Annotated in this window: 20 protein-coding genes; 10 read left to right on the top strand and 10 right to left on the bottom strand. The window is 43.0% G+C overall.

The features are described 5' to 3' along the window. Nucleotides 1–107: 107 nt before the first annotated feature. The 5 genes from glnB to PR795_RS00950 are packed head-to-tail and all read right to left on the bottom strand — an operon-like array spanning nucleotide 108 to nucleotide 5,714. Entirely contained in the window at nucleotides 108–446 is a 339-nt protein-coding gene (glnB, locus tag PR795_RS00970) for a nitrogen regulatory protein P-II (protein ID WP_004921424.1), read from the bottom strand. A 12-nt stretch (nucleotides 447–458) separates the two neighbouring features. Beyond that, a complete protein-coding gene (locus PR795_RS00965; RefSeq protein ID WP_006658651.1) occupies nucleotides 459–2,081 on the bottom strand; it encodes an NAD+ synthase in 1,623 nt (540 codons plus the stop codon). A gap of 41 nt (nucleotides 2,082–2,122) precedes the next feature. Beyond that, on the bottom strand, nucleotides 2,123–3,463 hold the full coding sequence (gene glrR / locus PR795_RS00960; RefSeq protein ID WP_006658652.1) for a two-component system response regulator GlrR: 1,341 nt from the start codon (nucleotides 3,461–3,463) through the stop codon (nucleotides 2,123–2,125). Further along, a complete protein-coding gene (gene qseG, locus PR795_RS00955) occupies nucleotides 3,460–4,272 on the bottom strand; it encodes a two-component system QseEF-associated lipoprotein QseG (RefSeq protein WP_181480089.1) in 813 nt (270 codons plus the stop codon). Before qseG ends, glrR begins: the two co-directional genes overlap by 4 nt. Before the next feature lie 2 nt (nucleotides 4,273–4,274). After that, complete coding sequence (locus PR795_RS00950) at nucleotides 4,275–5,714, bottom strand: sensor histidine kinase (protein ID WP_006661296.1); 1,440 nt, start codon at nucleotides 5,712–5,714, stop codon at nucleotides 4,275–4,277. 926 nt (nucleotides 5,715–6,640) lie between these two features. Between PR795_RS00950 and PR795_RS00945 the strand changes: the two genes are divergently transcribed. The 7 genes from PR795_RS00945 (at nucleotide 6,641) to fbpC (ending at nucleotide 15,986) form a co-directional block, all read left to right on the top strand. Continuing rightward, on the top strand, nucleotides 6,641–7,666 hold the full coding sequence (locus PR795_RS00945; RefSeq protein WP_036963920.1) for a methyltransferase: 1,026 nt from the start codon (nucleotides 6,641–6,643) through the stop codon (nucleotides 7,664–7,666). Nucleotides 7,667–7,914: 248 nt separating this feature from the next. Beyond that, nucleotides 7,915–8,541, top strand: coding sequence for a response regulator transcription factor (locus PR795_RS00940; RefSeq protein WP_006658657.1), 627 nt, complete (start codon nucleotides 7,915–7,917; stop codon nucleotides 8,539–8,541). A gap of 35 nt (nucleotides 8,542–8,576) precedes the next feature. Beyond that, on the top strand, nucleotides 8,577–10,103 hold the full coding sequence (locus tag PR795_RS00935; protein ID WP_272516577.1) for an MASE1 domain-containing sensor histidine kinase: 1,527 nt from the start codon (nucleotides 8,577–8,579) through the stop codon (nucleotides 10,101–10,103). A gap of 106 nt (nucleotides 10,104–10,209) precedes the next feature. Further along, on the top strand, nucleotides 10,210–11,535 hold the full coding sequence (gene uhpC, locus PR795_RS00930; protein WP_006661294.1) for an MFS transporter family glucose-6-phosphate receptor UhpC: 1,326 nt from the start codon (nucleotides 10,210–10,212) through the stop codon (nucleotides 11,533–11,535). Nucleotides 11,536–11,562: 27 nt separating this feature from the next. Further along, nucleotides 11,563–12,594 carry an ABC transporter substrate-binding protein gene (locus PR795_RS00925; RefSeq protein ID WP_006658660.1) on the top strand — a complete coding sequence of 344 codons (1,032 nt, stop codon included), beginning with the start codon at nucleotides 11,563–11,565 and terminating at the stop codon, nucleotides 12,592–12,594. A gap of 256 nt (nucleotides 12,595–12,850) precedes the next feature. Next, a complete protein-coding gene (locus PR795_RS00920) occupies nucleotides 12,851–14,929 on the top strand; it encodes an ABC transporter permease (RefSeq protein ID WP_181480091.1) in 2,079 nt (692 codons plus the stop codon). 16 nt (nucleotides 14,930–14,945) lie between these two features. Continuing rightward, nucleotides 14,946–15,986: a ferric ABC transporter ATP-binding protein gene (gene fbpC / locus PR795_RS00915; RefSeq protein WP_181480092.1), complete on the top strand. Its 1,041-nt coding sequence runs from the start codon at nucleotides 14,946–14,948 to the stop codon at nucleotides 15,984–15,986. Between the two features lie 156 nt (nucleotides 15,987–16,142). Here fbpC and purL read toward each other — a convergent pair whose 3' ends face one another. Beyond that, entirely contained in the window at nucleotides 16,143–20,030 is a 3,888-nt protein-coding gene (gene purL, locus PR795_RS00910) for a phosphoribosylformylglycinamidine synthase (RefSeq protein WP_272516576.1), read from the bottom strand. A 268-nt stretch (nucleotides 20,031–20,298) separates the two neighbouring features. On the opposite strand from purL, the gene mltF reads away from it, so the two are divergent. Then, nucleotides 20,299–21,945, top strand: a complete 1,647-nt coding sequence (gene mltF, locus PR795_RS00905; protein WP_006661291.1) for a membrane-bound lytic murein transglycosylase MltF — start codon at nucleotides 20,299–20,301, stop codon at nucleotides 21,943–21,945. Here mltF and tadA read toward each other — a convergent pair. Next, nucleotides 21,942–22,454 carry a tRNA adenosine(34) deaminase TadA gene (tadA, locus tag PR795_RS00900; RefSeq protein WP_181480094.1) on the bottom strand — a complete coding sequence of 171 codons (513 nt, stop codon included), beginning with the start codon at nucleotides 22,452–22,454 and terminating at the stop codon, nucleotides 21,942–21,944. The genes mltF and tadA overlap by 4 nt on opposite strands. Nucleotides 22,455–22,540: 86 nt before the next feature. Continuing rightward, complete coding sequence (leuE, locus tag PR795_RS00895) at nucleotides 22,541–23,188, bottom strand: leucine efflux protein LeuE (RefSeq protein WP_006658666.1); 648 nt, start codon at nucleotides 23,186–23,188, stop codon at nucleotides 22,541–22,543. A 210-nt stretch (nucleotides 23,189–23,398) separates the two neighbouring features. Here leuE and PR795_RS00890 point away from each other — a divergent pair, with 210 nt between their 5' ends. Both PR795_RS00890 and PR795_RS00885 read left to right on the top strand, forming a co-directional pair. Continuing rightward, nucleotides 23,399–23,827, top strand: coding sequence for an XRE family transcriptional regulator (locus PR795_RS00890; protein ID WP_224050430.1), 429 nt, complete (start codon nucleotides 23,399–23,401; stop codon nucleotides 23,825–23,827). 250 nt (nucleotides 23,828–24,077) lie between these two features. Beyond that, nucleotides 24,078–24,338, top strand: a complete 261-nt coding sequence (locus PR795_RS00885) for a YfhL family 4Fe-4S dicluster ferredoxin (protein ID WP_006661288.1) — start codon at nucleotides 24,078–24,080, stop codon at nucleotides 24,336–24,338. A gap of 160 nt (nucleotides 24,339–24,498) precedes the next feature. Here the strand turns inward: PR795_RS00885 and acpS are convergent, their stop codons facing one another. Further along, nucleotides 24,499–24,882, bottom strand: a complete 384-nt coding sequence (gene acpS, locus PR795_RS00880) for a holo-ACP synthase (RefSeq protein ID WP_006658669.1) — start codon at nucleotides 24,880–24,882, stop codon at nucleotides 24,499–24,501. After that, entirely contained in the window at nucleotides 24,882–25,613 is a 732-nt protein-coding gene (pdxJ, locus tag PR795_RS00875; protein WP_006661286.1) for a pyridoxine 5'-phosphate synthase, read from the bottom strand. The genes acpS and pdxJ overlap by 1 nt, the downstream gene beginning before the upstream one ends. Nucleotides 25,614–25,786: the final 173 nt, after the last annotated feature.

Genomic DNA, 25,786 nt, shown 5'->3' with positions numbered 1-25,786 from the left:
ATATAAATATATTGTCATCCCAAGTAGGATATATTTATTCCGTTACCGCACTTTTCACTCAAATAACTAAGCTTGAATGGTTCAAGTTAGCAAATTAACTGAAATCGTTAAATCGCTTCTTCATCCTGTTCTCCCGTACGAATACGGATCACTCGAGCGACGTCATACACAAAAATCTTACCATCACCAATTTTGCCAGTCTGCGCTGTCTGCATGATGGTTTCGACACAGCTTTCAACGATATCGTCAGGCACCACAATCTCGATTTTTACTTTAGGTAAAAAATCGACCATATATTCTGCACCACGATAAAGTTCCGTGTGACCTTTTTGACGACCGAAGCCTTTCACTTCGGTTACGGTCATGCCAGTGATCCCCACTTCGGCTAAAGCCTCGCGTACATCATCAAGTTTAAATGGCTTTATAATTGCATCAATTTTTTTCATATTCAGTCCCTGTTATGACCAGTTTTTCCGGCCAAAACCTGAGGTAATCGGATAACGACGATCTTTACCGAAATTACGCATTGTGATCCGTGGTCCAACAGGAGCCTGACGGCGTTTATATTCGTTAATATCGACAAGACGCACAACTTTGCGAACGATTTCTCTATCAAATCCGAGCTTAATAAGATCAGCCACAGATAAATCTTTTTCTACATAACCGTCTAAGATAGCATCTAACACATCGTAAGGCGGTAAGCTATCTTGGTCCAACTGACCTGGCGCGAGTTCCGCTGAAGGTGGTCTATCAATCACGCGCTGCGGAATTGCCGGCGATATTGTATTACGATATTTAGCCAGTTCAAAGACCAGTGTTTTCGGTACATCTTTTAGGACATCAAAGCCACCTGCCATATCACCATATAGCGTTGAGTACCCTACTGCTGACTCACTTTTATTGCTGGTTGTCAGCACTAAGCGGCGGCGTTTATTGGACATCGCCATTAAAATAACGGCGCGGCAACGAGCTTGTAAGTTTTCTTCGGTAGTATCCGGTTGAGTTCCCTCAAACATCGGTTGTAATTGAGCCATAAAAGCATCAAACATCGGCTCAATAGACACAATATCAAACTCAACACCTAACAATTCAGCCTGCTCTTTCGCATCATGAATGCTCATTTCTGACGTATAACGAAATGGCATCATCACGGCTTGAACACGATCTTTCCCAATAGCATCTGCCGCAATCGCCACGGTTAATCCTGAATCAATCCCGCCAGATAGTCCTAAAATCGCCCCATTGAAGCCATTTTTATTGATATAATCACGAGTGGCTAAGACTAATGCTTGATATACCTGCGCGATTTGAGACGCTTCAGGCTGTTTCGGCTGCTCAGTCACTAATTTCACATCTTCAAAGGTGACTGTCGCCACTTGCTCTGCAAATTCAACCATTTGATAGACTTGCTTGCCTTTGTTTGCCAGCACTTTCGAGCCACCATCAAAGACGAGTTCGTCTTGTCCACCCACTTGGTTAAGATAAACAATCGGCAAACCGGTACGCTGAGCATGCTCCACCAGCAGATCACTACGAATATGTTCTTTATTCAGATCATATGGAGATGCATTGATAGTCAATACGAGGTCAGCACCCGCCCCTTTAACGGCATCAATGGGTTCGTCATACCAAATATCTTCACAAATCAGTAAACCGAGCTGATAACCTTTGAATTCCACCACGCACGTTTTTTCCGCCGCAGTAAAGTAACGAGGCTCATCAAAAACGCCGTAATTAGGCAGTTCTTGCTTAAAATAACGGGCTAATAGCTTGCCTTGGTAGAAAAATGATAATGCGTTATAAATTTCATTCTCTTCGTACCACGGATGTCCCACGATGATCCCGCATTGACTGCTAGCTTGTTGTAAACGTTTTAATTGCGCAGTGCATCGCTCTTCAAAATCGTGGCGGAAGAGTAAATCTTCAGGGGAATACCCTGTCAGAGCCAGCTCAGAGAACATGACAATATCAGTATTTTTTCCCTGTTCTTCAACAGTTTGCAACATGCGTTCGCAGTTGCCTTCAATGTCACCAACTAGCCAGTTAAGTTGTGCCAGTGAGATATTAAGCTTACGGCTCATAACGTGTTTACTCTCCCTTAATCCTTTAGGCTATAAAGGTTTTATTCTTTAAAATCATTCGCTTCTAAATCGTGACGCCCGAGTAGTTTATAAAACTCGGTACGGTTGCGTCCCGCCATACGTGCAGCTTGGGTCACGTTGCCTTTTGTCATCTGCAATAACTTACGCAGATAATTCAATTCAAATTGGTTACGCGCTTCTACAAAGGTCGGTAACGCCGTATTCTCCCCTTCTAATGCTTGGCTAACCAAGGCTTCACTAATTACTGGGGATGTTGTTAATGCAACACATTGCTCAATCACGTTGACTAATTGACGCACATTTCCGGGCCAACTTGCAGTGATCAAACACTTCATCGCATCACTCGAAAAGCTGCGCACAAAAGGCTTATGCCGGTTCGCAGCTTCACGTAATAAATGATTTGCTAATAATGGAATATCTTCAGCGCGTTCATTTAATGCAGGGATCCGTAAGTTCACCACATTCAAGCGATAATAGAGATCTTCACGAAACTCATTTTTTTCCATCGCTTTAGGTAAGTTACGGTGAGTTGCAGAAATGATCCGTACATCAATATCTAAATCTCGGTTACTTCCCAAAGGGCGTACTTTTCGCTCCTGCAAAACACGCAGTAGTTTCACTTGAAGTGGCATTGGCATATCACCAATCTCATCCAAAAAGAGCGTACCACCGCTGGCTGCAAAAAATAGCCCTTCACGGCTACTCACCGCTCCCGTAAATGCGCCTTTGGCATGTCCAAACAGTTCAGATTCAAGTAATTGTTCAGGCAGCGCACCACAGTTAATCGCAATAAACGGCTTATGAGCACGCGGGCTCACCTTGTGAATGGCTTGCGCTAATACTTCTTTACCTGTACCACTTTGCCCATTAATGAGCACACTGACATCAGACTGAGCCACCATGTGAGCCTGCTCAAGCAGACGGATCATGAGTGGGCTGCGAGTCACAATACCCGAGTTCCACTCTACATCACTTATTGGCGTTGATGACAACGCTAGCGCTTCATCAATGGCTTTGTAGAGTGCGTCTTTATCAACAGGTTTCGTTAAGAAACTAAATACACCGCGTTGAGTCGCTGCCACTGCATCGGGAATCGAGCCATGAGCGGTTAAGATAATCACAGGAAGGTTGGGATGGGCTTTTTGCACTTCATCAAACAGTGCCATACCATCCATCTCGTCCATGCGTAAATCGCTAATGACTAAGTCAATTTTTTCTTTTTGCAGTAATTTTAGCGCTTCAGGTCCGCTTTCTGCTGTTGAGACTTTAAATCCTTCACTACTTAGACGCATTCCAAGCAATTTTAACAGGCTGGGATCATCATCCACCAAAAGTAAGTTAGCTGACTTACGGCTGGTCATTGTGTTTTATTCTCCGAGGAATTCTGTTCGGTAGGTGCTGGCGTTGTCTCCGCGGGGGCAGCGACAGCCGCTTCATCTTCTTTTTCGGCTTCATTCGCATTTTTTTTGCGTGAAGAGAGCTGACGTTCGATATCCGTCAGGTTTTCTAACTTGCGGGAGGTATTATCAAGCTCGAAACGTAGCTTAGCGTTATCTTCTTTTAGACGGTCAAGTTTTCCATCCATCTCTTGCTGCATACGCTTATACCGCGCGTTCGCATCCGCTAGATTAATCTGTTGAACCTGCTGTTCACGCCATAATTGCAGCAATGGCCGAATAGGCGTTGGGAAACTCAAGCTATAGGTATTAATGCTATCCAACATCTGGCGACGTTCAGCAATGGTGGGTTCCGCGGAACCTAATAGAATATTTTTCGTGAATGAAGTTGACCAATTATTCACCTCTATTTTTGCCGCTTCTGCGCGCGCTTTATCGGCATCCATTCTGTCTACACAACCCATCATTCGTAACCAATAGAGGGCATTTTCCTGCGAGGTAGGCTCTTGGTTTTCCCAGATGGATTCGCAAGAAGCATAGCGATAATCCGTCGTTTTCACTTCAGGGATCACCACTTTCGCTAAGGTGTCTAATGGAGATTGTCCGTTCTTCGCAACACAGCCAGTTAAAATAAGTGAGAATAAAAGCATTCCCAAAGGCGTTCCGACGCGGGAAGGCTTAACACTGCTCCCACGGCGAATTGAGGTTAATTTTGTCTTCAACAATATTGTATTACACAATACTGCCAAGAAATCTGTAGACCTGTTTTGCATTATTATTCATTCTCTGCGGTTAAAGGCAGTTCAATTCGGAAGCAAACATCTGCTGATTTATGCGGCACTAATGATAACTCACCGCCCATTTGCTTAATACAATCTTGCGCAATGCTCAGCCCTAATCCACTTCCTTTGACAGCTCCTTTTCTTTGGAGGCTGCCTTGGTAGAAAGGTTCAAAAATCATATTCTGCTCAGATTCAGGAATCGGCGTGCCAGTATTGGCAACTTCAATGAGTAATTTATTTCCCGTTCTGCGGCTTGAAATCCAAATATTACCTGATTCGCCACCATAGTGCACCGCATTGGAGTAGATATTATCAATAACCCTTCCGAGTAAGGTTGGTTCCGCAAGGCAACTTTCTACTTTTAAGCGGACTTCTGTCGTAATATTTTTTGCTCTCGCAGGTAAATTATGCGCATTAACAATGTCTTTTATCAGCTTTTTCAAGTCCACCTGCTGGGCAACTGGCGGTTCATCAACGAGTTTTCGATTATAGTCAAGAAGCTGTTCAATAAGTTGCTGAAGATGCTTGCTGCTTTGATCCAGAATTTCCACAACCTCTTTTTGCGAACTGGTTAAAGGTCCCGCCACCTCGTCAGCCAATAACTCAGTCCCTTCGCGCATACTGGCTAGGGGCGTTTTCAATTCATGGGAAATATGGCGTAAAAATTCATGGCGCTGCGACTCTAACCACGCAAGGCGTTCGCTTAACCAAATAATACGTTGAGCAATGATTCGTAGCTCTCTTGGACCCTTAAAGCGGTCGGTATCATTCTCAAGTGTCAGCCCAGTCCCTAAACGGTTAATCATTCGCTCAATGATTTTAACCGGACCGATGATCATACGAGTAAATAATGTGACCAATAATGCACTCAGTAAAAAAAGCAGCAGAGTTTGCCAACCAAATAGCTGCCCTTTGCTAGCAATGGCTTTTTGGAGTTGTTCACCACGGCTGAAGATCACTTCGCGAGTCTGCTGTACAACCGCAGTATTTTGCGCAGAAAATTGCTCTAAAACTTTAGTGGTTGATTCTGTCGGTTCGTTATTTTCACAACTAATCGCAGTGAGCTTCTGCAAGCCAGCTGATAATCCAAGTAGCTCAGGTGTTTCAGGCAAGATTGTTTTCTGGCGCTCAAGCATTTGTTCATAGTCAGCAAATTGCTTTTGGTATTGTGTCTGCAATGCTTTGTCCTGCAACACGCAATATTGGCGATAACTACGTTCCATTTCCAGCGCAAGGCTACTCATCGCTTCACTGCGCCGCGCATCAAGTAATGTGGTTTTATTAATTTCTGCCGCTTGATTACTCAGTTGTTCTAAGCTTTGGTAGGCTTGATAAGCCAATACCAGTAATGGCAAAAGTACTAGCCAAAATGCCATAACCACTAACTGCCGCAATGAGCGCGGGAAAAGGCGCAATTTACTCAACGCATTCATCTCATACCTATTTATATGTAATTCAATGTTAGCAGAACTCCGCTTAATGCGAAAAGCGCTGTTTGCATTGATGATTGCCAAACGAGTGTACAGATAGATAGCAATGAACATGCCAAGAAGTTGCATGAAATGTGAATAATTTCAGATAAATAGATTAAATATATAAGGATTAAAACACGTCAATAGATAAACGTGAGTTTGAAGAGATCGAGGCGCTAGAAATGGGAAGGCGGAGGAAAGAATTGCGTCTTTCCTCCGCCAGCGATGTTCGACATTGACTATAAATGTCTGATTTTTTTATATGATTATGTCTTTCATTAAAGATAATCATATAGGTGGTGCCTCACTCAACGTGTCGCCCTGTGTTTGATAAAGCTCGAAAGCGAATATCGATGATATTGGACGGTAGGCACCTTACTTTGGCGTCATTCGGGTTTTATGTGGTATGTTCCCAATTGCTTGAATCTCTACAAGCTTGGACCTACATAAGCAGTTGAATGAGCAACTGATTGATATTATGCACAACCCGTGCCAACTTTTCAAACCATTTTTTAATCTTCTGTTTTTATTATGTTTTTATTTTTTTATCTATTCATACTTTCTCTGACTCACTGTGAAGGATGAAAATTTCTCGTTATCTCCTACCGATCTGTCTCCAATTCAAGACAGTGAATACCCTGATTTTTAAAATCATTATTTATCAATGGGATAAATGTCTCCTTTTGGCGACAGTGTCAATCGCTGTTTGTCGCTAATTTTAGACATCGTTATTTGATTTAACTGAATGCTGGTTTGAGAGCCAGATGAACAACAACGACATCATTTTTATACCAATCAAGTTAATTTATGATTTTGAAGGTTTTTCCTATTCCGACAATACTTCACATATCCACTCAACATTCTGCCCATCAACATCCGGAGATTATATGTCTTTACCCTCATCTCAACCTTTATCACACTTAGAACCCGGTATTCGCTTACTCCATAAGTCAGTCGGTTTTATCTTTCAAGCTGCGTTACGTGCAGCTATAAAACTCAAACTTGCTGAACACCTACAAGACGGCCCCCAAACCGCTAAGCAAATTGCACAAAAAATAGAAGCTAATGCCACAATGATCCATAAAATATTACGGTTACTCGCGACACAAAACATTTTTACTGCTGTCGATAAACATCAATTTGCCATGACACCGGAGGCTGAGTTTCTCTTAGCCGATCACCCTCACTCTCTCCATAAGGCTGTGCTAATGTTAACCGACAAAACGCTTTGGGAGCCCTCTTTACACGTTGCCGAAATGGCGCTTGGAGAACCTATTTTTAAACGTATTTTTGGAGAGAGTTTTTTTGAGTATTGGGAAAGAAATGCCAACCTTCCCCATAATTTTCACGATGGGATGGCCTCATTTTCTACCCTAGAAAATCCATTTATCACCGCAAAATACCCTTTCCCAGAAAATAGTCTGATTGCCGATATTGGCGGGGGGACTGGCGGTTTACTTCTTGGAGTATTAGACGCTAATCCAAAAACCGAAGGCGTTCTCTTTGACATGAAAGCAGTAACTGATAAACATATCCTGCATAAGCTAAATGATGATAGCCGCTGGAAAATAGAGAATGGATCTTTCTTTGAAAAAGTCCCGAGTGCTGATTTTTATTTACTGAAATCTATTTGCCGAGACTGGGATGATGATCATCTAATTCAAATACTGACTACTATTCGCCAGTCGATGACCAAAACATCAAAAGTGTTGTTAATTGATATTCATCTTAGCCACGATAATCAGCCAAATTTTGGTAAAAATCTTGGTCTACTTTGTTCCCACTTGATCATTGGTGCCGATGAGCGTACCCAAGAAGAACTGGAGATACTATTGCAGCAGGCTGGCTTAAAAACCACGAATATCCTCAAAACTGACTGTGACTTATCCATTCTAGAAGCGCAAATTGGCTAATTGTATTCCCCACTCGCTTTTGCTGTATTTTAGTAGCGAGTGTATTGTCCTTAAGCAAATGCTGTTTTTTTCCGAGGGAAAACACCGTATTCGACCAAATAAAATATTGCCATCCCATTTGTTATCGCTATGATCCTGCGCGTTTCATTTCTGATGTACGTCAGAATTTTATGTTATTCCGCTAGCTTATCCATCCCTATATTGATATAAGACTGGCAAATGGTCTCCTACTTACTCTCGATATTACAATGATAAAAATAGCCCTTATTGATGACCATATTGTTGTTCGCTCCGGTTTTGCTCAATTACTAACGTTAGAACCTGACATTAGTATCGTGGGGCAATATGCGAGTGCACAAGAAGCATGGCCGCACCTAATTAGCCTCGATATTGACGTGGCAATTATGGATATTTCAATGCCCGATGAGAGCGGTTTACAACTGCTAACTCGCTTGCGTAAAAAAAAGCCCGATTTTCGTACCATAATTTTAAGTATCTATGATACTCCTGCCTTTGTACAAAGTGCACTAGATGCTGGAGCCAGTGCCTATCTCACCAAATGCTGCGGACCCGAAGAGTTAGTGCAAGCGGTTCGCTCAGTATACCAAGGTGGATGCTACTTATGCGCCGATGCCATGCGCGCATTACGCCAAACACCCCAACAGAAACAAGGCATTCAAGAACTGACCAACCGTGAGCGCGAAGTTTTTAACTTGCTGGTCGCAGGGCTCAGCGTAAAAGTGATTGCAGAACAATTAAACCTGAGCCATAAAACAGTGCATGTACACCGTGCCAATGTTCTTGGCAAATTACAATGTGAAAGCACCATTGATTTAGTGCATTACGCGTTAGAACACAACATCATTTCTAGGTAGTCTGATTTCTGCGAATCCCATCAAGGTAAATAATCATGAACAAAGCGGCTCGTTTAGGATTACAGTCTCTATTCCTATTATTTACCTACTCGCTGATTTGGGTGGGATTATGGATTATTGGTTTTTATCTCAGCCAAAATAGCTTTCAAGCGACGTTATTTCTTCCCCAAGCCTTACGCTTAACCTTAATGATTCTATTATGGCGTCGCTACTGGCCAACTGTTTTACTTGCTGAAGGGCTACTCACTTACTGGCTCGCTGAAGAGCAATTAGTAACACAGCCTATTTTGTTATTATCGCCGCTATTAAGTTTGCTTGTTGCAATCGTTATCCAGAATATTTGGTGGCGATATACCCTTTACTGGCAACGACTTATTTTGCTACTAGCTGGCGTTGCCGCCAATAGTGTTCTGAGTGCCTTACTGTTCGGACTACTCTCCCAATACTCTATTAGCCAACTGTTTCTCACGACATTTACGGGTGGAATCTTGTTATCCCCCTTTGTATATCTGATTTATGAATATCTGCATGAACAGCATTACCATATGCTCCTCGACTACGGTACAACGGATAAACAATTACGTACTTCATTGATTATATGGTGTTTCCTTTTTTGTCTGGTCGGTTTAAGCGCCCAGATTTTCTTCGCCCCTGAAATTGAACAACTCATTGTTTTATTAGTTTTTATTCCCAATATCTTTATGGCTTATCGCTATGGCTGGCAAGGTGGTGTGCTGTCCGCACTGTTAGGCAGTTTAATCATCACGTTTGCCAGACAATTCCAAGGGGCGTTTGTTGATCTTCAAGAGCTCCAACTTTTTTTAAGCTCTCAAGCTTTAATTGGCATTGGGCTTGGAATTGCTATCAGCCGCCAAAAACAGCTCTCCAGCAACTTGCAACGTTATCGCCAGCGGTTAGAGCAAGAACTTCATGCACGTCGCGACCTGATGCGCCAACTGGTTCACACTGAAGAAGATGTGAAAAAAGATATCGCCCGTGAGCTCCATGATGAAATTGGGCAGAACATTACCGCCATTCAGATCCAATCAATGCTAGTGAAAAAAACAGCGACCAACGATCTGAGCTATAACGCGGCGAGTCAAATCAATGAGCTTGCACTACAAATTCACCAAGCTACCCGTCATCTATTACGTCAATTGCGCCCCCCAGTGCTAGATGAAATGTCCCTCGAAAATGCCCTCACTCATTTAATCGGTGAATTCGCGTTTGAAGAAAATAATATTCAATGTGACTTTCATTATGGACTAACCGAAACCCCAGCCAACGACACGGTACTGTTCACCCTTTATCGTCTGGTTCAGGAACTGCTGAATAACATTAGCAAACATGCGAAAGCCACAAAAATCCACATTACGCTCAATCAGCAAGGTGACTCGATACAGCTCATGGTGGATGATAACGGCGTAGGCATTCCTTTTAGCAAACGTACATCAGGCTTCGGTTTACGAGGAATTGAAGAGCGAGTTCGCGCCTTAGGTGGGGATTGGACACTGACAACCAAAAATGGCACCAAAATAATTGTTAACTTGCCCACATTTTGAAATGAAATAGTGAAAAACTAGGAATATTTCCTAGCCTCCTAATACCTTATCTCATCCTTTTATTTAAAAACTTCATTACATTCTGCCAAACGGGAGAAACTCTATCATGACAGGTAAAAGCAAACTGGGTTTAGACAGCAATTACCGTTTTTGGCGTCGCCGCTTGATGTTTTCTATGATCATCGGTTATGCCGCTTTTTACCTAACTCGTAAAAGCTTTAATTTTGTTATGCCGGTCATGCAAGTTGAGCTGTTTTTAGACAAAAGTGATATTGGTTGGATCGCCTCCGCATTTTACCTTGCTTATGGTTTATCCAAGTTTATATCTGGTATTTTCCACGACATTACAGGCTACCGTTGGTTTATGGGGGTAGGTTTAGTCATGACGGGGATCCTCAATATCATTTTTGCCTACTGTTTATCGTTTCCTGCATTGCTGGTTGTTTGGACACTAAACGGGTTTTTCCAAGGCTGGGGTTGGCCACCTTGTGCGCGCATTCTAACCCATTGGTATTCGCGCAACGAACGCGGTTTTTGGTGGGGACTGTGGAATATCTCTATCAACCTTGGTGGAATGGCACTGCCACTGTTAACCGCGTTACTCGCAACCCATTATAGCTGGCAAATGGCGTTAATCGTTCCGGGCATTATTGGTGTGATTTTAGGTTTATGGCTATGTCGCCAGCTTAGAGGAACGCCAAAAGAAGAACATTTACCCACAGTCGGGCAATGGCGACATGATGCATTAGAGTTACGCCAAGAGCAGCTTTCTCCACCCCAATCAATGTGGGTGATCTTAAAACAAACCATTGTGTTTAACCCGATGATTTGGCTGCTTGGTTTCACCTACATATTGGTTTATCTCATCCGTATTGGGATAAACGATTGGGGTAATTTATGGCTAACCGAAACACACGGAAGTAATTTATTAAGTGCCAATGCCACACTCGCCCTATTTGAATTGGGTGGCTTGCTGGGGGCACTTTGCGCAGGTTGGGGTTCTGACCTTCTCTTTAGAGGACAACGTGCGCCGATGATTTTGTTATTTTCCTTAGGCTTATTCGTGTCGGTGAATGCCTTATGGTTAATACCCATTCATCACTATGGCCTATTGGCGGCATGCTTCTTAGCCAACGGTTTTTTTGTCTTTGGACCACAGATGTTAGTCGGTCTAGCTGCTACAGAATATTGTCATAAAAAGGCAGCTGGAACGGTAACGGGTTATCTTGGATTGTACGCTTATTTAGGGGCAGCAATTGCAGGATGGCCGCTCTCTCAAGTGATTGCTAATTATGGTTGGTCGGGCATGTTTACCCTACTTGCCAGTGCAGCCGCTCTGATGGGGCTACTACTGATGCCTCTTTTGATTGCTAATGTCAGCAAAAGGGAGCATTTAGCTGGTGCAGTTTCACCAGCAAATAATAATAGTTAATCCGAAAACGTGAATAAAGGACTGACAATGAAACTTAAGACTCTTTCTACACTTGTTGCAGCAGGCTTATCCCTTGCCGCTATGACGACAGCAGCAAACGCTGCAGGTCGCTTAGTGGTTTACTGTAGTGCGACCAATGCAATGTGCGAAGCGGAAACGCAAGCATTTGCTAAAAAATACGACGTTAAAACCACCTTCGTTCGTAATGGTTCGGGCAGTACTTTGGCAAAAATCGAAGCTGAAAAACGCAACCCACAAGCAGACGTTTGGTATGGTGGAACTCTCGACCCACATTCACAAGCGGGTGAAATGGATCTGTTAGAACCTTATAAATCCCCTAACCTGTCTCAAATCATGCCGCAATTCCAAGATCCAGCAAAACGCAAAGGCAACTACTCCTCTGCGGTTTATATCGGAATTTTAGGTTTTGGTGTGAATAAAGATCGTTTAAAAGAGAAAGGATTACCAATCCCAACTTGCTGGAAAGATCTGACTAAGCCTGAATATAAAGGTGAAATTCAAATCGCCGATCCACAAAGTTCAGGTACTGCCTACACCGCATTGGCAACCTTTGACCAACTGTGGGGCAACGAGCAAGCATTCGATTACCTGAAAAAATTAAACGCTAACATCTCTCAATACACGAAATCAGGTATTGCCCCTGCGCGTAACGCAGCACGCGGCGAATCCGCAATTGGTATCGGCTTCCTTCATGACTATTCTTTAGAAGTGGAAAATGGCGCACCATTAGAACTAATCGCACCATGTGAAGGTACAGGTTACGAAATCGGCGGGATCAGTATTCTGAAAAACGCGCGTAACATGGACAATGCCAAACTGTTCGTGGATTTTGTTCTCTCCAAAGAAGCCCAAGAGCTGAGCTGGAAACAAGGTCAATCTTACCAAATCCTGACCAACACCACGGCTGAATCCTCACCTCTGTCTCTGAAACTTAAAGACTTAAACTTAATCAACTACGATATGGATAAATACGGCGATGCTGAAGTCCGTAAAAATCTGATCAACAAGTGGGTGACTGAAGTCAAAATGAGTAAGTAATACGCCCAGTGCGGCGCTTGTCGCCGCACTGAGTATTTCACTCAGCGTTATTCGCTTGCTTAACGATTTGATGTACTAACTACTTACTATAAAAATGATGCCCAATAAGAGAGTGTCTGCTATCCGCAGACGGCTCAAGGCTGGCTCACTCATTAGAACGATAATATTAATTAAGCTCAAAATTATTTTCGTTATAAATCATGATATTAAATTAATGAATTATTAACTCAATAATAATGAACTTAGGGGAAAAACAATGCCTCAGACCTTAACCCTAACAGCCTCGAAGAAAAAGGACAGTATCTTCCTTTGGATTCTGATAGCTTGGCTGGGCTTCGCTCTGTTACCCTCATGGAGCCTCGACTACGGCTTATTCGACTCAACCCAAGAAGAGATTTTCGCTGCGTACGGCTGGAGCAGTGTCAATATCAGTTGGCTATGGTATCTATTGCCTTCTATTTTACTGTTAAGACCCATCACTGCCGCTGATCGCAACCAAAAAACGCGTCACTATATCGACATCGCCGTGGCTGCAATTACCGCCGTTGTCGTCATTATTAGTGCCTATTTGGTAGGCACAGGATTAGGCTACTCCGCCATTACGCTGTTTATTGCATTGGGTATGATAATGACCCACGCCCTGACTCGTTTAGAGTGGCTGGGTGGCGACCAATTTGTGATTGGCTCCCTGATCACCGTTGTCGCACTGATTGCGCTGTTTATCGTATTTCCCAGTGTGGCAATTTTTATTCCGATGTTTACTGATGGGAACGGAGATTTTGCACCATTTGCATTTGTGGCTATTTTAACCCAGTCACACATTGTTCAGGTCATTATTAACTCTATTTTCCTTTCATTAGCCGTCGGTGTTGGATGTACCTTCTTTGGTTTAATCCTGGCAATTTACACTACAAGAATTGCTAAGCGTTCCGCGATTATTGGTCGCGTATTCTCGATTTTACCGATTGTGACCCCGCCGTTTGTTGTCGGTTTAGGCGTCACCTTAATGATGGGTCGCTCAGGCTATATTACTGAGTTTTTAGCGACCTATATGGGGCTAGAAAATACTAACTGGTTGTACGGCTTTACTGGGATTTGGCTAGCGCAAGTTCTGGCATTTACGCCGATGTCATTTATGATCCTCGATGGTGCGATTAAAACTATTCACCCTTCACTGGAAGAAGCGTCATACACCTTAAGAGCTAACCGCTACCAAACATTTTTCAACGTGTTTATGCCGCTGTTGAAACCCGCGCTAGCTAACGCATTCTTAATTGTCATTGTGCAATCCCTTGCCGACTTCAGTAACCCATTAGTATTAGGGGGTAACTTCGACGTTCTGGCGACGCAAATCTATTTCTATATCACAGGTTCCCAACTGGATTACCAAGCGGCCAGTACGTTAGGTGCTTCCTTACTTGTCTTCTCATTGCTGGTGTTCTGTGTGCAATACATGTGGATTGGTAAACGCTCTTACGTCACCGTTTCCGGTAAATCTTATCGTGGCGATGTGCAACCGCTGCCAGTTTCTCTTGTCGCAACAGTGACAACAATTCTGGGTATTTGGGTGGCGTTTAACGTCTTACTGTACGGCAGCATCTTCTACGGAAGCTTCACTGTGAACTGGGGTGTGGACTACACCTTAACACTGGACAACTTTATCAAACTGTTTGGTCAAGGCATGAATGATGGCGCATGGCCGTCACTGTTAGATACCTTGTTATATGCGGGTATCGCTGCACCAATCACCGCGATTTTGGGTCTGCTTATCGCGTATATTGTGGTTCGACAAGATTTCCGTGGTAAGAAAACTATCGAATTTACCACCATGTTGTGCTTTGCCGTACCGGGTACTGTGGCTGGGGTTTCTTACATCCTCGCCTTTAACGATACACCGTTCTATTTAACAGGGACTGCGGCAATTGTGATTATCTCCATGACCATGCGTAACGTGCCTGTGGGTATTCGCGCAGGTATCGCGGGATTAGGCCAAATTGACAAGTCGCTAGATGAGGCTTCCCTCAGCTTACGTGCAGGTTCAATGAGGACAATTTTCCACATCTTACTGCCATTATTACGCCCAGCGATTTTGTCGGCACTGATCTATAGCTTTGTCCGTGCTATCACCACCGTGAGCGCCATTGTGTTCTTGGTAACACCAGACACCCGCGTTGCGACGGCGTATATCTTGAACCGCGTTGAAGATGGTGAATACGGTGTGGCAATTGCTTACGGCTCTATTCTGATCGTGGTCATGCTCGCGATTATCTTCTTATTTGACTATTTAATTGGCGAAGCCCGTGTTTCACGTTCCAAAGCCAAAAATGCACAGTAATCATGGAGTCACTGACATGACACAGAAAAGTTTCGTTGAATTAAAAAATATAACTAAACGCTTTGGCAACAATACGGTCATCGACGATTTAAGTCTTTCCATCCCACAAGGAAGCATGGTCACCCTATTAGGGCCGTCTGGCTGTGGTAAAACCACCGTGCTGCGTTTAGTCGCCGGTTTAGAAAAACCAACGGAAGGACACATGTTTATCGATGGCGAAGATGTCACCGACCGCTCTATTCAACAGCGCGATATTTGTATGGTTTTCCAATCCTATGCCCTCTTCCCGCATATGTCGTTAGGGGATAACGTAGGCTATGGTTTGAAAATGCTTGGCTTACCAAAGGCTGAAATCAAACAGCGCGTAGAAGAAGCACTAGAGCTGGTAGACTTAGCAGGCTTTGCAGACCGTTTCGTTGACCAAATTTCAGGAGGACAACAGCAACGTGTAGCACTGGCACGCGCCCTGATTTTGAAGCCTAAAGTACTGTTATTTGATGAACCACTCAGTAACTTAGATGCCAACTTACGTCGCAGCATGCGTGAAAAAATCCGTGAACTGCAACAGCAATTTAATATTACCTCACTGTACGTGACCCACGACCAGAGCGAAGCTTTTGCGGTTTCGGATATGGTTCTGGTAATGAACAAAGGTAAAATAATGCAGTTAGGTTCACCGCAAGAGCTATACCGCCAGCCTGCTTCCAAATTTATGGCGAGCTTTATGGGTGATGCGAACATTTTCCCAGCCACACTCAGCAGCGATTCCGTGGATATCTTTAATTATCGTTTACCGCGCCCTGCGCAGTTTATGACAGATAAAACCCAAGTCACTGTCGGTGTTCGCCCTGAAGCCATCACATTAAGCAAGCAAGGTGAAGATAGCCAACGCTGTACCATCACTCATGTGGCATATATGGGCCCGCAATATGAAGTCACGGTAGATTGGCATGGTCAATCGATGCTATTGCAGATCAACGCAACTCAATTGCAACCGTCTGTGGGTGAAGATCTTTATTTGCAAATCCACCCATACGGGATGTTTATCTTAGAATAAGTCATACTTATTTGACGCTTTCTCAGCTAAACCGCCTTTCGGGGCGGTTTTTTTATTTTGCTACATGAATAAAAAAATCCCCCGATATATTAGGCGAATTCACCTGTTTATCGGGGGATTTATATTCAACTCATTGTTCAAATAGCCGTTTTAATCTTACCCTAATTGTTTACGTGCATTACGGAAAATACGCATCCATGGGCTATCTTCTCCCCAGTTTTCTGGATGCCAAGAGTTGCTGACCGTACGGAACACACGCTCTGGATGCGGCATCATGATAGTTGCACGTCCATCCGTGGATGTTACCGCAGTAATCCCATTAACCGATCCATTCGGGTTAGCTGGATATTGCTCAGTCACTTGACCATAATTGTTCACGAAGCGCATTGCCACCAGCGAGCTATTCTCTAATTGGGTTAAATGCGTCGCTGCACGGGCTTCTACCTGACCTTCACCGTGAGATACCGCAATCGGCATACGTGAGCCAGCCATATTTTGCAGTAACAATGATGGGCTATTCGCAATTTCCACTAAGCTAAAGCGGGCTTCAAAACGTTCTGAACGGTTACGGACAAAACGCGGCCAATAGTCAGCCCCAGGGATCAGCTCATGCAAGTTAGACATCATCTGGCAACCATTACAAACCCCTAAAGATAAAGTATCTGGGCGATTGAAGAAGGTCGCAAATTCATCACGAACACGGTTGTTAAACAGAATGGACTTCGCCCATCCCTCACCTGCACCGAGCACGTCACCGTAAGAGAAGCCACCGCACGCAACTAACGCTTGGAATTGTTCAAGGGATAAGTTGCCCGATAATAAATCACTCATGTGCACATCGATAGCATCAAAACCAGCGCGATCCCATGCAGCTGCCATCTCCACATGTGAGTTAACCCCTTGCTCACGTAGAATGGCCACTTTTGGACGAATACCGGAAGCGATATACGGCGCAGCAATATCATCAGCAATATCGTAAGTCAGTTTGACGTTCAAACCTGGATCTTGATTATCTTTCTTTGCTTGATGCTCTTGGTCTGCGCACTCTTCGTTATCACGTAAACGCTGCATTTGCCATGTGGTCTCTGCCCAGCATTCACGTAATGCACTACGAGAACCATTATAAACAACCGTATCACGGCTATTGATAATCACCGCATCATCTTGGGTTGCAGAACCTAAGTAGTGAACACAGCTCGCTAAGCCTGCATCTGCAAAACACTGCTCTACATAATGGCGGTCGGCACCTTGAATTTGAATCACCGCGCCCAACTCTTCATTAAATAACGCGGCTAGCGTATCTTCATCAAACGAACTGATATCAACATTGATTCCGCAGTGACCTGCAAATGCCATTTCAACTAACGTGACAAACAGCCCGCCATCTGAACGATCATGGTATGCCAGTAATTTTTGCTCGGATAACAATGTTTGGATTGTATTAAAGAAGCCTAATAACAGCGCTGGGTCGCGAACATCTGGCGCTTTATTGCCTAGTTGACGATAAACTTGTGCGAGCGCAGAGCCACCAAGCGCATTGTGGCCTTGACCAAGATCGATCAATAGCAAGCCGTTATCCGCTGTCGTTTTCAGCTCAGGAGTGACGGTCAAACGCACGTCTTCAACACGACCAAAGGCACTGATAATCAACGATAATGGTGACGTCATTTCTCGCTCTTCACCATTTTGCTGCCAGCGCGTCTTCATCGACATTGAGTCTTTACCTACTGGGATAGTCAAACCTAACGCTGGGCATAATTCTTCACCGACCGCTTTAACAGCTTCATACAGTCCCGCATCTTCACCAGGATGTCCCGCAGCAGACATCCAGTTAGCAGACAACTTCACGCGTTTGAGATCCTGTACATAAGAACAGGCTAAGTTGGTCAACGCTTCCCCCACCGCCATGCGTGCGGAAGCGGCAAAATCTAACAATGCCACAGGTGTTCTTTCACCAATGGACATGGATTCACCATAGTAGCTATCTAAGCTTGCTGTTGTCACCGCGCAATCAGCTACTGGAATCTGCCATGGACCGACCATTTGATCACGAGCAACCATACCTGTTACCGTGCGGTCACCGATCGTAATTAAGAAGGTTTTCTCTGCAACAGCAGGTAAATGCAGAACACGTTTTACCGCTTCAGTTAAGTCGATTGACGTTCTATCTAATGACTCAGGCTCAGCTTTCTGTGATTTAACATCACGCAGCATTTTCGGTGTTTTACCCAATAACACATCAAGCGGCATATCAATAGGTTGATTATCGAAATGCGCATCGTTTAGGGTTAAATGGCGCTCTTCAGTGGCTTCACCAATCACAGCAAACGGCGCACGTTCGCGCTCACAAATCTCAGTGAATAAGGAGAGTTGCTCTGGCGCAACAGCCATCACATAACGCTCTTGAGATTCATTACACCATACTTCTAGTGGGCTCATACCCGGCTCATCATTCAGAATTTTGCGCAGTTCAAAGCGACCACCACGGCCACCATCGCTCACCAACTCGGGCATTGCGTTCGATAAACCGCCCGCGCCGACGTCATGGATAAACAGAATTGGGTTTTTATCACCTAACTGCCAGCATTTATCGATAACTTCTTGGCAGCGACGCTCCATTTCTGCGTTATCACGTTGGACGGAAGCAAAATCAAGATCCGCGGCAGATTGACCCGAGGTCATGGATGACGCAGCTCCCCCACCTAAGCCGATATTCATGGATGGACCACCCAGAACAATCAGTTTAGCGCCAACGGTAATTTCACCTTTTTGGACGTGATCTGCACGAATATTCCCGATACCACCCGCCAACATAATCGGCTTATGATAGCCACGCAACTCTTCGCCATTGTGACTGTTGACCTTTTCTTCATAAGTGCGGAAGTAACCTAATAAAGCAGGACGACCAAACTCATTGTTAAATGCCGCACCACCTAAAGGGCCTTCAGTCATAATATCTAGCGCTGTAACGATACGCTCTGGCTTACCAAAATCTTCTTCCCACGGTTGTTCAAAGCCAGGAATACGTAAATTTGAAACTGAGAAGCCGACTAAGCCTGCTTTAGGTTTTGCACCGCGCCCTGTTGCACCTTCATCACGAATTTCACCACCCGAGCCTGTTGCCGCACCGGGCCAAGGAGAAATGGCTGTTGGGTGGTTATGGGTTTCGACTTTCATCAGAATGTGTGCATCTTCCTGATGGTAGCGATAAGTGCGCCCATCAGGCTCTGGGAAGAAGCGTCCTACTGAAGAACCTTCCATCACCGCCGCATTATCTTTATATGCGGATAAGACATGGTCAGGGGTTTTTTCGAAGGTATTTTTAATCATTTTAAACAGGGATTTCGGTTGTGTTTCCCCATCAATGATCCAATCTGCGTTGAAAATTTTATGGCGGCAGTGTTCGGAATTTGCTTGCGCAAACATATACAACTCAACATCCGTAGGATTGCGTTTTAATCCTGTGAATGCCTCTAATAAATAATCGATTTCATCGTCAGCTAATGCTAAGCCCATTTCTTTGTTTGCGGTGTCTAACGCTAAACGACCGCCTTCGATGATATCAATCACTTTCATCGGTGCAGGCTGATGTTGCACAAATAACGCTTCAGCCTGTTCAAAGGAGGCAAAAACCGTTTCCATCATGCGGTCATGCAATAGGCTGATGACGAGATCCCACTGCTCATGAGTCAGTGAATCGGCTTGAATATAGTAAGCAACGCCGCGTTCAATACGTTTAACTTGTGTTAAACCGCAGTTATGGGCAATGTCTGTGGCTTTAGAAGACCAAGGAGAGATAGTTCCTGGGCGTGGAGTGACTAAAATTAATTTTCCAAATGGCTCATGCTCAGCTAGAGAAGGACCATATTTTAATAAACTACTCAGCTTACCTTGCTCACTGCCACTTAATGGGGCTGATAGCTCAGCAAAATGCATATATTCAGCATAGATATCCGTTACTGGGAGCTGTTTTTCAGCAAACAGCGCCAAAAGGCGGGTAATACGAAATGCTGATAGTGCCGGTGAGCCACGCAAAATTTCCATAGTCTTCAATTCTCTCTTTTAAACGCCAGCCCTGATCACGAAAGCAGGGAAACCGGCGCCCATTATAGAGCAATGTTCATCAATACGAAACCGTTTGCGTGATTAAAAATAGAGCGATTAGTTAAATATTAATATGTGCTAAATACGATAATATTAGTTGCACCGATCGTCATAGTTAGAGCAAAATACGAAACCACTGGATTTATAACCATGATTAAACAGTCCCTACATAGAACACAGCACCCGTGCTTACACGAGAAATAATTATTTGAATAACCTAAAAGTTAACTATTTTATTATCGTGGTCATCACCTTACTTGCCACCATGATCATTGGCTTTAATGTCCGATGGTCAAATACGCCAACACCCCAAATCGACAAAATTATTGCGCGGGGAGAATTACGTATTAGTGCAGTAAGTTCACCACTTATCTATATTGATGAGCAACGTCAGCTCCGAGGTTTCGACTACGAGCTTGCTCAAGGCTTTGCTACATACCTAGGTGTTAAACTAAAAATCATTATCCGCCCCACAATTGAGCAAATTTTTGACGACCTCGACAATAGAGATGCTGATATCGCTGTCGCAGGACTTCTGTATAACAAAGATCGCTTAGACACCATGAAAACAGGTCCAAATTATTTAAGCGTGACTCAGCAATTGGTTTACCGTAAAGGGAAAAACCGCCCAAAAACGTTTAATGACCTGAAAGGTAAATTGGTGGTTATCGCCGGAAGTACTCACGCCAGCACTTTAAAAGCACTTTCAGCGCAATACCCTAACCTAAAATGGGAAGAAAGCACCGACTATACGCCAAGCCAATTACTCGAAATGGTTGCAGAAGGTGAAATCGATTATACCCTTGAAGATTCTATTGCGGTCTCTTTGCAACAACGTATTCACCCCAAAGTGGCTGTCGCATTTGACTTGCGTGATGAGCATGCCATTACATGGTATATGAGCCGTCAGTATGACGATAGCTTAGATGCAGCCCTGCTCGATTTCTTTAATATTAGTAATCAAAATGACCTACTCGCTCGCTTAACGGAAAAACATTTTAGCCATGTAGAATCCTTTGATTATTTTGACACTATTACATTTATTAGTGCCATTAATAATAAATTACCTGACTATCAGCATTTATTTGAAAAGTACGCTGAGACGGTCGACACCATCGATTGGAAGCTACTTGCAGCTATCGCTTGGCAAGAGTCCCATTGGGATCCTCTCGCAACCTCCCCGACCGGTGTTCGCGGAATAATGATGCTGACCAAACCCACTGCCACAACGATGGGAATTGAAGATAGGTTAGATCCTGAGGGTAGCATCAAAGGCGGCGCAGCGTATTTGGCCTATATTATGAATCGATTACCAGACTCGATTGCAGATGATGATCGTATTTGGTTTACGCTTGCTGCCTATAACATGGGCTATGGGCATATGCTGGACGTGCGAAAACTCACACAAAAACTGGGTGGTAACCCTGATCGTTGGTTGGATGTTAAAGCGAATTTGCCCCTGTTAACACAACCAAAATATTATTCTCAGCTCACGTATGGCTATGCTCGAGGACACGAGGCTTATCGTTATGTGGAAAATATTCGCCGCTATCATCAAAGCTTAGTGGGTTATTTGCAGAGTCAGGAGAAAAAACAGAAAACATTAGAGATTGCCAAGAAATCTCATGTTTATGTGGTACTTCCGAATAATGAAACTCAGCTTTCATCGTACGTGATGCCTGCAAAATTAGATATCACACCACAAGCCTCTGCAAATTTAGGTGTATTTGGTCCTAAAGAGAGTAAAAACTCACCTAGCCACTCCCTAGGAAAATACATTCTCTCGAAGCCTACTCGTTCAAGTGCAATTCACAATGAAATGGCGCTATATAACGAGCCTTCTGGAGGGGATTAATCTTCTGGATTTTGCATCAATTTTTCTTGTTGTCGCAGTGCTTTAATCTGTGCTCTACGCATTTTAAAAAATTCGCTGAGCATAGATGAGCAAGCATCTTCAAGAACACCGCTTGTGACTTCAACATAATGGTTTAAACCTGGTTGTGACATAATATTGATAAATGAACCACATGCTCCGGTTTTAAAGTCTTTAGCACCATACACGACCCGCCCAATGCGACTATGTATCATTGCACCAGCACACATAATGCAAGGCTCTAGCGTCACATACAATGTAGTGCCTAATAGGCGATAGTTTTGCAGCGCAGTGCCAGCTTGCTTCAAGGTGACAATTTCAGCGTGAGCGGTTGGATCATGGTTTTCAATCGAGTGATTCCAACCCGTTGCGACTAACTGGTTATCTTTGACGAGTAACGCACCAACAGGGATCTCCCCGGCATCTTGAGCTTTTTTTGCTAACTCAAGGGCTTGAAGCATCCAATATTCATCGATTTCTGACTGCGTCACTCTAACCTCTCACTCATTCAACTCAGACAGTTGATTATTACGAAATGTTAAAGTGACTGCAAATTGAATCGAATATTAATCAATGGCTAATTGCTAAAAATGGCGAGTTTTGCAGCAAATCCCATAAAAAATGCGCCTACCGTACAGTTCCCCAGTTTTGCTAAAATTTGCTTTTCTCGTAAAAAACGGGCGATTAAATAACCACTAAAAATTAATAAGCTTAAATACAAGAAACTGACTGTTTCTAAGATAACCGCCAAGACCATATACGGAATCCAAGCATGGCTATAATTAAAATCGATAAATTGAATAAAGAAAGAGATATAGAATAAAATGGCTTTAGGGTTTGTTAAACTCAGCACCAAGGCACGTGTGAAGTAATTTTCTTTTTTTATTTCAATGTGTTCCATATCAGCTGATAGCGCTTTCTTCTGCCAAAATGTTGCGTACAAAATTTTACAGCCCAAATATAAAAGATAAGCCGCCCCTAGATACCGCACGATCATGAATAAGGTTGGAGAAGCTTTGATTACCGAGGCTACCCCAATGAATGAAAGAAAAATCAGAATCGCATCCCCAGTAAACACCCCTATAGCAGCACGATAGCCAGCTTTAGTTCCGTGCGAAGTACTTGATTTTAAGACATACAACGAATTTGGACCCGGAACTATAATGATCAACACCAAGCCCGCCAAATAGGTCCAAAAGTTCAACACCCCTAGATTCTCAAACATAGCCACTTCCTAATAATTTTTTCTTATTACTATCACAGTTAGGATTTATTGTGAATATTCTACTTTTATTAATTTTTAAATCATTTGAATATATAAAACAAACTAATAATTAACATTATTTTAAACCGCTCTTTCGTTAAATATGATTAACACGCAATTAAGTTTTCATAATTTAAATAAGAGGAAAATATGGCTTTTATTAGAAGAACCGTGCAAACAAATATCTTTGAAGAGTTTTATCCAACTACACTCGCATTCAGTGCTGGCAAAAAAAACTATTTTTTAGGGCATTCAAAAGATAAGTCTTACATGATTTACAACATGACGGATGCGGGAAGAATCGAACCTACCGTTGTTGTACAAAAAGGTAAATTAAAGACTTACCTACAAAATATCCAAGCTTTCTACGATTCAACTCAAAACAAACAGTATCTATACGGTTATAACCTCGATGAAAAAGTTATCGATGTGTATCAAATAGCAGATAACGCAAGTATACAATTAATGTATTCTGAAGAATTCTCCATCGAAGACTCTATTAAGTCAGCGACCTTCTTTATCATTAATGGCGTACTGCATTTCTATACTCAGTCAGATAAAACTAAAAACTGGTTTATTTACAACTTAATCACTTATTAATTTAATATTTGTGGTTTTCCCAAATAAGGGCTTTTAAAGTCCTTATTTTATTTATATATAAAAAATTCTAATCTTAATTATTTTTGATGAACAACTTGCTGCTGCCTTTTTACGTCTTATTCTTGGGAGCATTTCTTTATCGTAAGTTCAATTTTCTTAACCACAATTCAGTGTCTAATTGATTTACTTCAGTGTAAAATGGCGTTCGAAAACGTATACTACTGGTTTGAATCTGATATAACTAATTGAAATGGCACTATTAATTACTAAAAAATGCATTAACTGCGATATGTGTGAACCCGAATGCCCAAATGATGCAATCTTCATGGGGGCGGAGATCTATGAAATAGATTCTAACCTATGTACTGAATGCGTTGGGCACTACGATAAACCCACTTGCCAGTCAGTTTGTCCCATCACTAATACGATTATCACTGATCCCGAACATATTGAGTCCCAAGAACAGCTTTGGGATAAATTTGTCATGATCCATCATGCCGATAAAATCTAATTTCACAAATACGCTAAATAAGTTTGTTAAAACGACGTGGCTGAGCTCTGCGCTATTCAATTTTGTTTTACTAAAAACCCCATCCATTGAAGTATTCTTTCATTGAGTACTATTTCATTGAAACATTGCCGACCAAAAATAAGTCGGCAATGAATAATGACTACAGACTTTCAATAATCACCGTTGCAGCCGCATAGTGCCGTTCATCTGTAATCGAAACATGAAAATGTGTGGCTTTTAAGTTATTGGCTAGTTTTAACGCTTCACCGCTCAGTGAAAGTAACGGTTTGCCTAGCTCATCGTTTGTAACTTCAAACTGATTAAAAGCCAAACCATTACGGATCCCCGTACCTAACGCCTTAGCCGCGGCTTCTTTCACTGCAAATCGTTTAGCGAGAAAACGCGCAGGCTTAGTTTGTTGCTGATACTGCGTGTATTCATATTCCGTTAAAATTCGTTTCGCTAAGCTATCCGCGGAGCGCTCAATAACTGATTCAATACGTGTAATTTCAACAATATCTGTTCCTAAACCTACAATAGCCATTATTTTCGCGCTTCTATCAATAAGTTTTTCATATCCGACACCGCTTGGGATAATCCACTAAATAGCGCACGACCAATAATTGCATGCCCAATATTTAACTCATAAATTTCGGGAAGTGCAGCAATTCGCTGAACATTATGATAGGTCAACCCATGCCCTGCATTCACTTTAATACCTTTGCCCGCCGCATAGCTTACGCCATCGCGAATACGACGGAACTCAAGTTCCTGCTCTTGTTCAGTTTTAGCGTCTGCATAAGCCCCAGTATGGATTTCAATAAATGGCGCTCCACACTCTTGTGCCGCATCAATTTGCTTATGGTCTGCATCAATAAATAAAGAGACTAAAATGCCAGCATCGGTTAGACGTTTTACTGCCGCAGCCACTTTTTCTTTTTGCCCTGCCACATCAAGACCACCTTCAGTGGTGACTTCTTCACGTTTTTCAGGAACCAAGCAGCAATACGCTGGTTGAATATGGCAAGCAATCTTAATCATCTCTTCCGTGACAGCCATTTCGAGATTCATTCGTGTTTGAATGGTCTTATTAAGCAGTTCAACATCTCTATCAGTAATATGACGACGGTCTTCACGTAAATGAATCGTGATCCCATCAGCTCCAGCTTGCTCAGCAACAAACGCCGCTTGAACAGGATCAGGGTATTGTGTTCCTCTTGCATTTCTAACTGTTGCAATGTGGTCAATGTTAACGCCCAATAACAGCTCAGCCATGTTTAACTCCCTATGAATAAACAGTCACTTATTTCGTATCAGCCATATCCTACTGCAATTTATCGCGTTGAGGGAAAAAATCTCTCGTTCTTCACCACCGATTCCAACCTAATACCTGATTTTCATCAATTACATTCACTTTTTAGGAAGCGCTTCGAAGAAAATGAACATAG

Source organism: Providencia sp. PROV209 (genome assembly GCF_028479485.1).
In the GTDB taxonomy this organism is placed as follows: domain Bacteria; phylum Pseudomonadota; class Gammaproteobacteria; order Enterobacterales; family Enterobacteriaceae; genus Providencia; species Providencia alcalifaciens.
The sequence above is the reverse complement of the archived record's forward strand: the minus strand, read 5'-3'. Positions and strand labels throughout refer to the sequence as shown.

What these genes read in the sequence shown, in the direction of transcription:
- PR795_RS00965 (WP_006658651.1), bottom strand. Translation starts at nt 2,081, where the DNA reads ATGAGCCGTAAGCTTAATATCTCACTGGCACAACTTAACTGGCTAGTT.
- PR795_RS00885 (WP_006661288.1), top strand. Translation starts at nt 24,078, where the DNA reads ATGGCACTATTAATTACTAAAAAATGCATTAACTGCGATATGTGTGAA.
- PR795_RS00950 (WP_006661296.1), bottom strand. Translation starts at nt 5,714, where the DNA reads ATGAATGCGTTGAGTAAATTGCGCCTTTTCCCGCGCTCATTGCGGCAG.
- uhpC (WP_006661294.1), top strand. Translation starts at nt 10,210, where the DNA reads ATGACAGGTAAAAGCAAACTGGGTTTAGACAGCAATTACCGTTTTTGG.
- qseG (WP_181480089.1), bottom strand. Translation starts at nt 4,272, where the DNA reads ATGCAAAACAGGTCTACAGATTTCTTGGCAGTATTGTGTAATACAATA.
- acpS (WP_006658669.1), bottom strand. Translation starts at nt 24,882, where the DNA reads ATGGCTATTGTAGGTTTAGGAACAGATATTGTTGAAATTACACGTATT.
- fbpC (WP_181480092.1), top strand. Translation starts at nt 14,946, where the DNA reads ATGACACAGAAAAGTTTCGTTGAATTAAAAAATATAACTAAACGCTTT.
- leuE (WP_006658666.1), bottom strand. Translation starts at nt 23,188, where the DNA reads ATGTTTGAGAATCTAGGGGTGTTGAACTTTTGGACCTATTTGGCGGGC.
- purL (WP_272516576.1), bottom strand. Translation starts at nt 20,030, where the DNA reads ATGGAAATTTTGCGTGGCTCACCGGCACTATCAGCATTTCGTATTACC.
- PR795_RS00945 (WP_036963920.1), top strand. Translation starts at nt 6,641, where the DNA reads ATGTCTTTACCCTCATCTCAACCTTTATCACACTTAGAACCCGGTATT.
- PR795_RS00920 (WP_181480091.1), top strand. Translation starts at nt 12,851, where the DNA reads ATGCCTCAGACCTTAACCCTAACAGCCTCGAAGAAAAAGGACAGTATC.
- PR795_RS00935 (WP_272516577.1), top strand. Translation starts at nt 8,577, where the DNA reads ATGAACAAAGCGGCTCGTTTAGGATTACAGTCTCTATTCCTATTATTT.
- PR795_RS00925 (WP_006658660.1), top strand. Translation starts at nt 11,563, where the DNA reads ATGAAACTTAAGACTCTTTCTACACTTGTTGCAGCAGGCTTATCCCTT.
- glnB (WP_004921424.1), bottom strand. Translation starts at nt 446, where the DNA reads ATGAAAAAAATTGATGCAATTATAAAGCCATTTAAACTTGATGATGTA.
- PR795_RS00940 (WP_006658657.1), top strand. Translation starts at nt 7,915, where the DNA reads ATGATAAAAATAGCCCTTATTGATGACCATATTGTTGTTCGCTCCGGT.
- glrR (WP_006658652.1), bottom strand. Translation starts at nt 3,463, where the DNA reads ATGACCAGCCGTAAGTCAGCTAACTTACTTTTGGTGGATGATGATCCC.
- pdxJ (WP_006661286.1), bottom strand. Translation starts at nt 25,613, where the DNA reads ATGGCTGAGCTGTTATTGGGCGTTAACATTGACCACATTGCAACAGTT.